The sequence below is a fragment of the Kitasatospora sp. NPDC001539 genome (genome assembly GCF_040298565.1).
Classification (GTDB): Bacteria; Actinomycetota; Actinomycetes; order Streptomycetales; family Streptomycetaceae; genus Kitasatospora.
In genome coordinates, this window is record NZ_JBEPAK010000205.1 from 1 (window position 1) to 12,791 (window position 12,791).

Sequence of the window (12,791 nt, forward strand, 5' to 3'; positions counted from 1 at the left end):
CTCTCGCCCCTCCGACCTGACATGCGCGTACCTTTCACCGACGGAAGCGACGCCCCGGACGATCTGGCGCACCGCACACAGAAGAGACGGACGTGCGGCGGCGCGCCACCATCAGCCGGTGCCGAACGCGCCGGTGCGGGACGGCGGTGACGAAGCCTGCCAGGCGTCGGCGCAGAACACCATCCTTGGTCGGCAGCAGAGCGTGAACGACGTTGATCTCGATCGGCCCGCAGCTGGGCAAGCGCCCGGTGGAGCCGCAGCTCGCCGACGCCCTCCCCGCCGGCATGACAGCCGAGCAGGCGATCGTCACCCACCGGCGGTTGCCCCTGCTGACCCCGGGCAGCGCGAGCTTCGTCAACCACCGCGATCCAAAGTCCGCCCAGGCGCCACCCGGCGCGCGCCGGCCGCGCTCGACCCGGAGACGTTCCCGGTGCTGACCGGGCAGCTCGGCGCGGTCCTTTCCGCCATGGTCGACCACGAGGTGTACGTCGGCGCGCTCCGCCAGCTCAGCCACGCCGCCGGCCCGGCCCGGGCCGCGCTGGTGCCCGAACAGGCGGCCGAGGGGAAGTAGGCGGCGTGGACAGCACCCTCGCCGCCTACCGCGGCCAGAGCGCGCAGCCGGAGCTGATCCACGGCCGGCCCGCCGCCGTCTACCCACAGCAGCTCGCCGCCGTTCCGGCGCGCGGCAGCGACGGCCGGGCCGGCCAGCGCCAGCCGGAGGACTGGGCGGAGCCGCACCCGCCGTGGTCGGCCGTCCCGGCCGGCCAGCAGCTCCCCGCCACCGGCCCGCGCGGCCCGTGGTACTCCGGGCTGCTGGCCCTCACCCGCAACTGGCGCCGGGCCGCCACACCACCGGCCTACCGGCGGGCAACCGACCACCCGGACCGACTGTGGCCCGCTACCCCGACGGTGTCGGTACGAGGCCCTGCGCTGCGCCCGGAACGAAGCCGCGCGGACAGGGTCCGGGGGATCGATGTCGGGGTTGACCGAAGAGGCCGGCTTCGACCGCCTGGAGTGCCGGCCCGGTTCGCGTCCGGGGTATCGGCGCGGTTTTCCGCTTCGTCGGCCGCCGGCCGCCGGCCGTCGGCCGCCGGCCGTGGTCTGGAGAACGGTGGCTGGGGCGATCTGACCTTCCGTTGGGGCGGCACCATGTCGCCGTGCCTGCCCAGCGCGCAGGAGTACGCCGTGGCGCCTCGGGCGGCTCGGCCGCGACCGTCCCGGGGCCGCGCCACCGGACCCCGCACGGGGAGCCGCACGTGCCCCGGCTCCTTCGACCGTGGCCACGAGGCGCGCCCGCACCCGGCGCAAGGGTGAGGGCGCGCCGGCACCGCCAGACCTGCGTCGGGACGGACAGGGAGCACTCCGGGTGGTTCTTGTCGAGCCGGTTGGTCCACAGGTGGTTGCCGGTGACCGGACCGACGACGCCGTCGTCGTCGGCGGCGGGGGCGCTGCGCCGGGAGGACTTCACCGCGGCGGGGGTCTGGTCGCCGAACACGCCGTCGACGTCCAGGGCCATCTGCGGGGTGGGGGAGTCCATGGCGGAGACGTCGGCGTTCCACGCCCACTGGACGCACGTGGCGGCGTACCCAAAGTCCCGGTAGCGGATGGAGCGCGCCCTGGTGCCGGCGCTCGCGGACGTGGTCGCGGTGGCGGCCGGGCGCGCGGCGCCGACCGCGGTCGTGGCCGCGCGCAGGGCCGTTCGCCGGCGGTGTTCATGAGTGCCCCTGGAGGTGGCCGGAAGCGGGATACGGACACCGCGATGCCGTCACCGGTGCTGCCGGATCACCCCAGGACGGCCCGGGGCCGCCACCGCGCGCCGCAGGCTGCCGCACCGGGCGCCGGTCCCCTCCCACGCCGCTGACCTGCGCAGGGGGACGGTGTCCGGGCGGAAAAAGGGGACGCCCGTGGATCGCGGTGGAGCCGCGGACAGCTGCCGCGGACACGGCCGGGCCCCTCGGCGGCGCGAGCCCGTGCGTGCGGGGGTGCCGGCGCACCGCGGCGGCCACGCCGCCCGACCCGGGCGTGCGGACCGCCGCCCTCGGTCCTTCGGGCGGGCCGCGAGGGTATCGGGCGGTCGTGGCCGGGCAGCCGTCGCTGCCCGCCGTCGTCCGCCGCCTGCCGTTGCTGTCCGGTCGCCGCCGGGCTGTCGTCGCGGCCTGTTGCCGGCCCGCCGTTGTGCCGCCGCCCGGCAGGTGAGCGCGGGCGCTGGCATCCCGGGCGCCGGCGGCGCCGGCAGCTCCACCGGTCGAACGCCTTCCTTGGCCGGGGAGCCGGATCCCGTGGCGGCCGCTGCCGTTGCGGGCGTGCCCGTTCCGCCTCGGCGGGCCCGTCTCGCCGGGTGCGCGGCCAGGGGCTCGGGCGCTGGAGCCGCGGATCGCCGACGGGCGGTCCCGGCGAGGGGCGCCACGCGCAGCACGGGGCGCGACGGCCGCCGCTCTGTCCCCGGGTCGGGAGTGTAGCCGGGGGCCTCGCCGTCGAGGAAGCGGTGCGGTGCGGTGCGGGCGGCGTCCTCGCCGGGTGAGCGCGGCGGACGGCGCGGCGGCCCCGATCGGGCCGGGGGACGGCGACGCGGTCGTGTCGCGGGTGTGCACCGGAGCGGGTTGATCGGACTGGTCATCGATGGTTTCCTCGGTCCTCGTGACATCCGCAGTATCAGGCGTCTCACACCTAACTGAGTAACCATCAGTTTCTGATTGATCGTCAGATCACTCTTGGGGGATGGCTTTGAGTACGTTGTCCATGGAAACGACGGGCCCCTCGGACATGTCCGACGACCCGGGTGTGCTTGATCCCGTGGTGGTGGACGAGGGGGACCGGTGCTTCTTCGACCACCCGCTCGACCACGTGCCGGGAATGCTGCTGGTGGCCGGCGTGCTGGACCTGGTCCGGGCGAGGGATCCGAGGTGGACGCAAGCGGCAGGCGGCCGGTTACGGCTGTCGATGACCTTCGACCGGATGTGCGAGCTGGGCCGGCCGGTGTGGCTGCGCGGTGAACCGGTCGCGGCCTGTGACGGGCCCGCGTGGCAGCTGACCGCCGTCCAGGACGGCGCGACCGTCTGCCGGGCGACCGTGGGCACCGCCGCTTTCACCGGACCCGCAGGACCGGCCGGCCGCGCGCAGACGGCGGTGCCCGGCTCCGCGCAGACGGTGGTGCCCGGCGCCGCGTGCGGGGCCCGGGCCCCGGCGGACCCGGCGCTGGTCCACCGGCTCCGGCCGGAGAACGTCCTGGTGGGCGGCCTGGTGCGGACCGAGCGGGCGGCCGTGCTCGTGCCGCCGCCGCACCACCGGTTGGCGGGCGCGGGCGTGCACACACCGGCCGCCCTGATCGAGTCGTCCCGGCAGCTCGCGACGATGCTGGGCCACACCGCCCACGGCCGGGACACACAGGCGCAGATGCTCTGGCTGTCGCTGAACGCGGACCTGCCGACCGGTCTGCCGGTCGCCGTACCCCTGGAGCTGCGGTGGGAGTTCGCACCGGCACGCGGGGCACGTTCGGTGTTCGCGTTCACGGTGGCGGACGCGGCGAGCGGCGAGCGGCACGGCTGGTGCGAGATCGGCGTCCACACCCTCAGCCGCGCCGGCTACCTGAAGCGCAGGGCCGCCACATGAGCAGGGTGGAACAGAAGGCGGGCACGGGCCCGTCCTGGGCGGTGCGGGCACCGCAGCTGCTGTTCGTCGTCGCGGTGCTCGCGACCGGCACCGGGCTGGTGACGCACCTGCGGCACGCCGGCGAGCCGGTGGACCTGGTCGCCGCCGCCCTGGTCGCCTGCTACCTGGGATGGCTGGCGGTCGAGATCCCGGTCACCTTCCGGACCTCCGGCGCCGCGCCCCGCGAATCCGCGACGCTGCTGCTCTACGCGGCGGCCCGCATCGCGACCGTGTCCGCGGCCGTGCTCGGCCCGCTGCCCTGGCACACCTGGTCGCCGCTGCTGCTGGTCCCGGCGGCGGTGTTCGCCGGCGGGGTGGTGCTGCGCCAGGTCGCGATCCACACGCTGGGGCGGTTCTACTCCCACCACGTCACGCGGCAGACCGACCACCAGGTCGTCACCTGGGGCGTCTACCGCTTCATACGGCACCCCGCCTACGCGGGCATGCTGTCGGCGCACGTCGGCTTCGTCGGCTTCTTCCTGAACCCGCTGAGCCTGGCCCTGCTCGTCGCGCTGGCCGCCGCGATCACCTTCCGGATCCGCACCGAGGAGCGCATGTTGGTGAACATCCCCGGGTACCGCGCCTACGCGGCCGAGCGCCCCGCCCTCGTGCCAGGACTGTGGTGAGCGCCCCCGCCCGCCCGGCGCGGGTCACGGTGCCGCTGACCCCCGACGAACTGCTGACCACCACCCGGTCGGTGCGCCTGCGGCTGGACCTGACACGCCCGGTGGACCTCGCGCTGGTGCGCGCCTGCGTGGAGATCGCCCTCCAGGCGCCCAACGGCGGCAACAGGCAGCGCTGGCACTGGCTGGTGGTGAGCGACGACGCCCGGCGCCGGCGGATCGCGCAGGTGTACCGGCGGGCCTTCGAAGCCCGCTACCCGCGGCACGGCGCCACGGGGGCGGCCGACGGCGCGGTGTCCGACCGGATGCTGGCCGGCGGCCGGCACCTGGCCGCACACCTGCACGAGGTGCCCGTCCTGGTGATCCCGTGCCTGGAACTCGGCGGACGGCCACTGCCGACCGGCAACCAGGCGGGCGTATGGGGGTCGCTGCTGCCGGCCACCTGGAGCTACATGCTCGCCGCCCGCGCCCGCGGACTCGGGACGGCGTGGACGACGGTGCACCTGGACGCCGAGGAGGAGGTCGCCGACATCCTCGGACTGCCGGGCGACGTGCGCCAGGGGGCACTGATCCCCACCGCGCACGTGCTCGGGGACGGATTCAAACCGGCGCCGCGACGGCCGGTGGACGGTGTGCTGCACCTGGACGGCTGGGGCGGCAGGACACGGGGCGGTGGATCGGATGACTGAACTCGTGGTGACCACGGCGGCCGACGAGGACGCGCTCGCGGACGCCGCACAGGTCGGGAACAAGTTCGCACGTCAGGAAGTGCTGCGGCGCGCCGGATTCCGGGTCCCGGAGTTCTTCTGCCTCCCCGCCGCCGCCTTCGACGAGGCCCTGGACGCGCTGCGCCCCGCGCTGCCGCCGGTGCCCGCGGACGGCGCCGGGCCGCAGGCGGTGGAGGCATGGTGCGCGAAGGCCCGGGCGGCGCTGGCCGCGTCGAGCCTGCCCGCGGCGCTGGCGCAACGGCTCCGCACGGAGTTCGCCGTGCTGGCCGGGCGGGACGGCCTGGTCGCGGTGCGGGCCTGCGTCGTCCCGGCGACCGCGCCGCAGCCCCCGGCCGGGGCCGGACCGGCGGACGAGGCGGTAGGGGAGGACAGCGCCGTCGACCCGCTCGCGGGCATGAGCGACAGCTTCCTGTACGTCGACGAGCACGCACTGGCCGACGCCGTGGTGCGCTGCTGGGCCTCCGCGTTCAACCCGCAGGCGGTGCGCTACCGCATCCTGCGCGGACTGGACCCGTTGCGCGCCCGCGTCGCGGTCGGCGTGCAGCGGATGGTCCTCGGCACCCGCTCGTTCGTGGCGTTCACCCGCGACCCCCGGGACGGTTCGCCGCGCCGGGTGGTCGCGGCCGCGTACGGCATCGGCGAGGGCGTCGTCCAGGAGAAGGCGGACATCGACCACTTCTTCCACGACCCGGCCACCGGCGAGGTGAGCGCGCGGACCGTGCACAAGCAGTGGCTCATGGGTCGGCCCGAGGGGGCCTTGGCCGGGGCACCGGTCCGGTTGCCGGTGGCCGAGCGGCTGGCCGACCTGCCGGTGCTCGACGACGAGCAGGTGCGCGCGGTGGCGGAGTTGGCCGCCCGGGTGGAGGAGGTCTTCGGCGTTCCGCAGGACATCGAGGGTGCCCTCACCGAGGACGGGGCCATCCACCTGGTGCAGGCCCGCCCCATGGTCCTCACCCCGCCCGCGCCCACCACCACCGACGCCACCGGCACCGCCACGACCGCCGGCCCGGCGGGCGACGAGCCCGCCCGCGTCTACTGGGGCAACCACAACATCACCGAGAGCTTCCCCGGCGTCTCGGGCGCGCTCACCTTCTCCCAGTCCCGGGAGTTCTACCGCCGCTCCTTCACCGACCTCTACCGGCGGATGGGCGTGCCCCGGCCCTGGGTCCGGGACAACGCGCACCGGCTCGCACGGATGGTCGGCTACCTGGAAGGCCAGGTCTACTACCGGCTGGAGGACTGGCACGCCCTGCACGGGCAGATGCCGGTGTTCGAACTGGTCCGCCGCGGCTGGGAGCAGGCCATGGGCATCACCGGCCCCGCCCGCGGCGAGCGCCGCTGGCCCACGCCGGCGGTCATCCGCGCCCTGCCCGGGCTGGCCTGGCGCAGCGCGCTGCACCCCTGGCAGGTGAAGAGCTTCCTGCGCTGGTGGGACCGGCAGATGACCGAGGCGCAGACCGTCGGCGACTCGCCGCAGGAACTGATCGCCTTCTACCGGAGACTGTGGGAACGTGCCGGCGAGCGCTGGGGGGTGACCCTGGTCAACGCGTTCATCACCCTGATCGTGCTCCGCGCGGGCGGCGCCCTGCTGCGCCGCTGGACCGGCCAGGGCCCGCAGACCCTGGTCGAACTCATGGGCGGCGGAAGGGAGAACCGCTCCCTGGAAGCGGTCCGCGCGGCCATGGCCCTGGCGGAACTCGTCAGCGCCGCACCCCAGTTGCGCGCCGCCGTGCTCGAGGACCGCAGCGACCCGCAGCAGCTGTGGCAGCAGATCGTCTCCGGCCGGTACGGCGTGGCCGTCGCCGACGCCGCCCGCGGCTACGTCGCCCGCTACGGCGACCGCGCGCTGCACGACCTCAAGCTGGAGGAGCCCACACCCCGCCAGCGCCCCTGGACCGTGCTCGCCCTGATCCGGCCGCTGGTGCGCCAGAAAGCGACCGTCGCGGCCAACCGCGCCGGCGAGCAGGCCGCCGCCCGACGCGCCCGCCAGCAGTTGCGCGCGGTGTGCCCGAACCCGGCGAAGCGCGCCGCCCTGCTCGCCATCACCTCCCTGGCCCGGGACCTCGCCCGCATCCGCGAGGACACCCGGTTCTGCCGCACCCAGTTGTTCGGACTCTCCCGCGACGTGATGTGGAAGCTGGGCGCGGAACTCGCCCGCACCGGTGTGCTCGACGACCGGCTCGACGTGGCCGACCTGACCGTCGACGAGGTCATCGGCGCGTTCGACGGCACCGCCACCGTCACCGACCTGCGCGCGCTCGTCGCGCTGCGCCGCGCCCAGCGCGAGCGGTGGGCCCACAACCCGCAACGTCCTGCCCTGCTGGGGACTCCCGCCGGTCCACCGCTCGTCCGGGCCCTGCCCCAGGCGGTTGCGGTCGGCGCGGCCGGCACGACGAGCGAGGACCTCCTGCGCGGCATCGGCTCCAGCAGCGGGGTGGTCCGCGGCCGGGCGAAGGTGGTGCTCGACCCCTCCACCGATCCCGACCTGGCCGCCGGACGGATCCTGGTCGCCCGGGAGACCGACCCCGGCTGGCTGTTCCTCATGATGTCGGCCACGGGCATGGTGGTCGAACGGGGCACCCTGCTGTCCCACACCGCGATCACCGGCCGCCTGCTCGGTGTCCCGACGGTCGTCGCCGTCCCGGGCGCCACCACCGCGATCCCCGACGGCGCGTGGATCGAGATCGACGGCACCGCCGGCACCGTGCGCCTGCTCCCGCCGTCCGAGCAGCCCCCGGAAACCACCGCCACCGCCGGCGCCGACCGCGCCGCATCCGCACCCGCCACGACCACCGACACCGCCGAGGCCCGCACGACCCCGAAGGGCGAGACGACATGACCCACCCGGCCCGCTTCCCCTTCCCACCCGCCGGCGACGTCCGCCCGCCCGACGGCTACCAGGACGCCCTGCGCACCGGCGCACCGCACCCGGTACGGCTGTCCAGCGGCCGGCCCGCCCTCCTCGTGACACGGCACCAGGACGTCACCGCCGTCCTCGGCGACGACCGGTTCAGCCGCGCCCGCTACACCGAACTCGCCCGCCCGCTGTTCGCCCGCAGGAGCGAGTCCGTCCTGCTGGCCACCGCCGACGCGCCCGACCACACCCGCCGCCGCCGGGCGATCCTCCCCGCATTCACCGCGCGCCAGGTCCGTCTGCTGCGCCCGCGTCTGGAGACCCTCGCCGAGCGCCTGCTCGACGAGCTGACCGCCGGCGCCACCGCCGGCGAGGCGGACCTGGTGGGCGCCTTCACCGTGCCCTTCCCGCTCCAGGTGATCTGCGAGGTGCTCGGCGTGCCGGTGGACGACAGCGCCCTGCTGCGCGCCGAGGTCGACATCCTCATGTCCACCTCCGGCCACACCCCCCAGGAGATCACCGCCGCCCAGGCCCGGACGGATGACTACTTCGCCGCCCTCATCGCCGACAAGCGGCGCGCCGCCGAGACCGCAAACCCGCCCGAGGACCTGCTCACCGCACTGGCGACCCGGCCCGACGGCGACCCCGACCGGCGGCTGTCCGACCGGGAAGTGGTGGCCCTCGGCTCCGGCATGCTGATGGCCGGCTACGAGACCACCGGCAACTCCCTCGGCATGTGCGTGCTGCTGCTCCTGCGCCACCCCGCCCTGGCCCAGACGCTCCGCCGCCAGCCCGGGCGCACCCCCGCGGCGATCGAGGAGATGCTGCGCTTCACCTCCCTCAACAACACCGGTGGCGCCCCCCACCTGGTGACCGAGGACACCGCGCTGGGCGGCTGCCCGGTGTCGGCCGGTCAGATCGTGGTGCCGCTCACCGACGCCGCCAACCGCGACCCGGCCGTCTTCGCCGACCCGCACGCCTTCCACCCCGACCGCCCGGACGTCGCCTCCCACCTCGCCTTCGGCTACGGGCGCCACCTGTGCCCGGGCGCCGAACTCGCCCGCGCCGAGCTGCAGATCGCCGTCAACGCGCTGCTACGCCGCTTCGACGTACTCGAACTCGCCGTCCCCGAGAAGGAACTGCAATGGCGCCGGACGATGTTCATCAACGGCCTCTGGCGGCTCCCGGTGCGCTGGAGCGCCGCCCGGGCGACCCGACCCGCCGCAAAGCGGCCGGCATGACCGACCACCCCGCCCTCCCGACCGCCCCCGCCCCCACCGGCCCCGGTCCGCTCGCCGTTCGCCTCGGCGCGTTCGTGCGCGGCAGCTTCCCGCTGCCGTTCTCGCTGGTGTTCGCCCTGGCATGGGCGTTCGGCGCCACCGGCCTGTTCGCCGCGGCCGACGGGCGCGCCGCGCACTGGCGCCCCGGGTGGGGCACCGTGGTGGCGGCACTGACCGTCCTGGTCGACCTCCTGCTCCTGCGGGCCGCAGACGACCTGCGCGACCTCCCCTACGACCGGCGCCACAACCCGGCCCGCCCGCTGGCCCGCGGCGCCGTGCTGCCACCCGACCTCCACCTCCTCGCCACCGCCGGCGCCGCCCTGCTGCTGCTCCTCAACGCGGGCAACCAGGCCGCCCTGCTCCTGCTCGCCGCCCAACTCACCTACACCACCCTGCTGGTGGGCGCGGAACTACGCTTCGGGTGGCCGCGCGGGGACGCGGTGATCACCGGCGTCCTGTTGAGCTCCCCGGTACAGATCCTGCTCAACCTCTACCTGTACGCGGTCTTCCTGCACGACACCGGCCTGGACACCGGCTCCCTCCGGCAAGCGGGCCGGCACGTGCTCCCGCCGCTGCTGGTGATCATGCTCGCGGCCACCCACCACGAGCTCGCCCGCAAGATCGTGCGCGATCCGGGCCCGCGCGAACGCACCTACGTACGGGTCTTCGGCCTGCGCGCGACCGTCGTGCTCGCGCTGGTCTTCGCCGCCGGCTCCGCCGGCGCGTCGCTGGCGGTGCTGCGCCCCTGGGCGGCAGGGGCGGCCGGGTGGTGGGGCTGGCTGGGACTGCTGCCCGCCGTCCTCGCGGTCAGCGCCGCCCGGAGCTTCACCCGCGCCGCGGCGGCGCGCTGGCCCGGCGCGGCGGTGGCCGGCTACCTGCCGGCCGTCTTCGTCTGCCATCTGCTGATCGGCCTGGGGAGGACCTCGTGAAGACGGACCACCTGTACATCGCGGGGCTGGCCGGCCACCTGCCCCGGCTGTGGCCGATCGCCGAGGCGGTCACCGCCGGGCGCCCCGGCGCGCAGCAGGCCCGCGACGGCGGCTGGACCAGCGTGTCGGTGGCCGACGACACCCCGGCGCCGGAACTGGCCGCCCAGGCCGCCCGGCTCGCCCTCAAGCGCTCCGGCCTGACGGCCGAAAAGGTGTGCCTGGTGGTGCACGCGGGCGTCTACCACCAGGGCCCGGACGGCTGGTACGCCGCGAACTACGTGCAGGACCAGGTCCTCGGCACCACGGCACCGGCGATCGGACTGAACCAGGGCTGCACGGCGATGCTGGACGCCGCCCGCCTCGCGCACGGCCACCTGGTCCACGCCCCGCAGGGGTCCGCCGTCCTCGTCTCGGCGGCGGACAACTTCGGCACGCCGTCGTGGGACCGGTTCACCTACGCGCACGGCTGGAACACCGGGCGCGCGTCGATCCTCGGCGACGCCGGCTGCGCCGCGCTGCTGTCCGCCACCGCCGGTCCCCTGCGGATCCGCTCGCTCGCCCTGTCCTCGCTCTCCTCCTGGGAGCGGCTCTACCGCGGCACGGAGGACATGTTCCCGCCGGCCGCCGCGGGCGGCGGCCCCCGGATCCCGCTGGGCCGGCGGATGAGCGCCTACGCGCAGCAGGTGGAGGACCGGGACCTGCGCCTGACGATGGCCCGCGAACTCGCCGAGGCCCGCACCGCCCTCGCCCGGCAGGCGATCGACGAGGCGGGTGTCACCTGCGCCGACATCACCCGCGTCACCCACGTGTTCAGCGGCAGCCCGCGGTACGTGGAGGCCCTGCTGGGCCCCCTGGGCATCGCGCCCGAGCGCGGCATGCTCGACCTCGGCCGTACCGTCGGCCACCTGGGCGCCTGCGACCAGTTCCTCGCCCTGGCCCATCTGGTGGACACCGGCGCCGTCGGTCCGGGCGACCACGTCCTGCTGATGGGCAACGGCGGCGGCATCTCCCTCGCCGCCGCCGTCGTCGAGGTCCTGGACCACCCCACCTGGTGACGCCCCCGTCCTGCACCCGCCCCGCACCGGGGCGGGGCCTGCGCCACGCACATGCCGAACAGGCGCCGCGGCGTTGGCAGTTGGTACCACTGGTTCGCGCCCCGGCCGTCCGGCATGCTCGTCCCGAGCCGAAACAACACCGATCGAAGGGGATGGAAGATGTCAGCGTGGGAGATGGCGGCCGTCCTGCTCGCGGGAGTCGGTGCCGGAACCATCAACACCATCGTCGGATCCGGCACGCTGATCACCTTCCCGGTGCTGCTCGCCTTCGGTGTGCCCGCGGTCACCGCCAACGTGTCCAACACCATCGGCCTGGTCCCCGGCTCGCTCAGCGGCGCGCTCGGCTACCGTCGCGAACTCGACGGCCAGACGGGCCGGTTGCTCCGGCTCGGCACGGCTGCCCTGCTGGGCGGCCTGCTGGGCGCGTACATCCTGGTGAAGCTGCCGAGCCGGGCCTTCACCGTGATCGTGCCGGCGCTGATCCTGCTGGCGCTGGTCCTCGTGGTGATCCAGCCGCGGATCGCCAGGGCGATGGCCGCCCGCCGCCAGGGCGGCGCCCAGGGCGCAGCCGGGGGACCGCTGCTGACCGCGGGGGTCTTCCTGACCAGCGTCTACGGCGGTTACTTCGGTGCGGCGCAGGGCGTGCTGCTGATCGCCCTGATGGGCATGCTGCTGGCCGACGACATGCAGCGGCTCAATGCCACGAAGAACGTGCTGGCCCTGATCGTGGACGCCGTCGCCGCCTGCTTCTTCCTGTTCACCTCGCACATCGACTGGGCGGCTGTCGGGCTGATCGCCGTCGGCTCCACCCTCGGCGGACAACTCGGCGCGCGGATCGGCCGCCGACTCCCGCCGTCCGCGCTGCGCGCGACGATCGTCCTGGTCGGCCTGGCAGCCGTCACCCGGCTGCTGGTCAACTGAGCACCCCCGGTGCGTTCGCGGACCACGGGCCGATGCCCCGCGCCGCTGCCCCTGACCGCCGCGACCTGCGCCCTCACCTGACCACCGGGACGCCTCGGGGAGGGGAGAAGAGGGGGGAGGGGAGGGGAGGGGAGGGGAGGGAGAGAGGGGGGTCGTGTACCCGCTCGCGCCGCTGCCCCTCGGAGCACCGGCCTGACGAGTCCGGCCCTTCGTGTGCGCTCGTCCCGTCGGCCGCGACCAGGGCGCTGCCCCCGGGGGAAGGGCAGCGCCCTGGAGCCTGTGTGCCGCCCGGTCGTCCGGATCGGCCGCTCCTGGACACCGGGCGGTGTGGCGGGGAAATCCACTTCGCACACTCGCACCGGTGCGGCGGACGACGTCGAGGGAATCCCGCCGAATCCATCGATCCGATTTCGGCCGGCCCGGAAAAGGACCGTGCGGGCGCGTTCGAGAGGCGTCATGAGCAGGCCTGCCGTCAACCCGGGATCTCTCCGCGGAATTCACCTTAGTGGTGCCGCTGCTCGGCGTCATCCTCCGGCCGGGGCGACCCGTCCGCGAGCACTCCGTCCGAGGGGTGCGGCCGCGCGCGGCCCGGTGGACGCTCGTGCCGGCCCTTGCGGTCTCCACTCGCCGTTCCGTGCGCCGATCGCCGCGGGTGCGTGTTCAAGTGCCGTGTTTGAGCAGTTGAACACGTGGGGAGAACAGGCGGTCGCATGCCCGTCGCCGCTCGTCCTCGACATCCGTCGAGGACGAGCG

General features: G+C 75.0%; 11 protein-coding genes. All 11 read left to right on the plus strand.

Translation table 11 applies throughout. From position 1 onward, the window contains the following. Positions 1-212: 212 nt before the first annotated feature. Positions 213-437: a hypothetical protein gene (locus ABT247_RS25655; protein ID WP_350746408.1), complete on the plus strand. Its 225-nt coding sequence runs from the start codon at positions 213-215 to the stop codon at positions 435-437. Further along, a complete protein-coding gene (locus ABT247_RS25660; protein WP_350746411.1) occupies positions 431-571 on the plus strand; it encodes a hypothetical protein in 141 nt (46 codons plus the stop codon). Before ABT247_RS25655 ends, ABT247_RS25660 begins: the two co-directional genes overlap by 7 nt. Positions 572-1,406: 835 nt before the next feature. Next, positions 1,407-1,601, plus strand: a complete 195-nt coding sequence (locus ABT247_RS25665; RefSeq protein ID WP_350746414.1) for a hypothetical protein — start codon at positions 1,407-1,409, stop codon at positions 1,599-1,601. 1,138 nt (positions 1,602-2,739) lie between these two features. Continuing rightward, entirely contained in the window at positions 2,740-3,609 is an 870-nt protein-coding gene (locus ABT247_RS25670; protein WP_350746417.1) for an AfsA-related hotdog domain-containing protein, read from the plus strand. Next, positions 3,606-4,274, plus strand: a complete 669-nt coding sequence (locus ABT247_RS25675; protein WP_350746420.1) for a methyltransferase family protein — start codon at positions 3,606-3,608, stop codon at positions 4,272-4,274. Before ABT247_RS25670 ends, ABT247_RS25675 begins: the two co-directional genes overlap by 4 nt. Then, positions 4,271-4,960 carry a nitroreductase family protein gene (locus ABT247_RS25680; protein WP_350746423.1) on the plus strand — a complete coding sequence of 230 codons (690 nt, stop codon included), beginning with the start codon at positions 4,271-4,273 and terminating at the stop codon, positions 4,958-4,960. Before ABT247_RS25675 ends, ABT247_RS25680 begins: the two co-directional genes overlap by 4 nt. Continuing rightward, entirely contained in the window at positions 4,953-7,838 is a 2,886-nt protein-coding gene (locus ABT247_RS25685) for a PEP/pyruvate-binding domain-containing protein (RefSeq protein WP_350746426.1), read from the plus strand. The genes ABT247_RS25680 and ABT247_RS25685 overlap by 8 nt, the downstream gene beginning before the upstream one ends. Then, entirely contained in the window at positions 7,835-9,094 is a 1,260-nt protein-coding gene (locus tag ABT247_RS25690) for a cytochrome P450 (protein WP_350746428.1), read from the plus strand. Before ABT247_RS25685 ends, ABT247_RS25690 begins: the two co-directional genes overlap by 4 nt. After that, positions 9,091-10,062: a hypothetical protein gene (locus tag ABT247_RS25695; protein ID WP_350746430.1), complete on the plus strand. Its 972-nt coding sequence runs from the start codon at positions 9,091-9,093 to the stop codon at positions 10,060-10,062. Before ABT247_RS25690 ends, ABT247_RS25695 begins: the two co-directional genes overlap by 4 nt. Beyond that, positions 10,059-11,117 carry a ketoacyl-ACP synthase III family protein gene (locus tag ABT247_RS25700; protein ID WP_350746432.1) on the plus strand — a complete coding sequence of 353 codons (1,059 nt, stop codon included), beginning with the start codon at positions 10,059-10,061 and terminating at the stop codon, positions 11,115-11,117. The genes ABT247_RS25695 and ABT247_RS25700 overlap by 4 nt, the downstream gene beginning before the upstream one ends. 159 nt (positions 11,118-11,276) lie before the next feature. Further along, positions 11,277-12,038, plus strand: a complete 762-nt coding sequence (locus ABT247_RS25705) for a sulfite exporter TauE/SafE family protein (protein ID WP_350746435.1) — start codon at positions 11,277-11,279, stop codon at positions 12,036-12,038. Positions 12,039-12,791: the final 753 nt, after the last annotated feature.

Bases quoted from the DNA above. Each gene is read 5' to 3' on its own strand.
- ABT247_RS25670 (WP_350746417.1), top strand. From the start codon at position 2,740: ATGGAAACGACGGGCCCCTCGGACATGTCCGACGACCCGGGTGTGCTT.
- ABT247_RS25675 (WP_350746420.1), top strand. From the start codon at position 3,606: ATGAGCAGGGTGGAACAGAAGGCGGGCACGGGCCCGTCCTGGGCGGTG.
- ABT247_RS25685 (WP_350746426.1), top strand. From the start codon at position 4,953: ATGACTGAACTCGTGGTGACCACGGCGGCCGACGAGGACGCGCTCGCG.
- ABT247_RS25690 (WP_350746428.1), top strand. From the start codon at position 7,835: ATGACCCACCCGGCCCGCTTCCCCTTCCCACCCGCCGGCGACGTCCGC.
- ABT247_RS25695 (WP_350746430.1), top strand. From the start codon at position 9,091: ATGACCGACCACCCCGCCCTCCCGACCGCCCCCGCCCCCACCGGCCCC.
- ABT247_RS25705 (WP_350746435.1), top strand. From the start codon at position 11,277: ATGTCAGCGTGGGAGATGGCGGCCGTCCTGCTCGCGGGAGTCGGTGCC.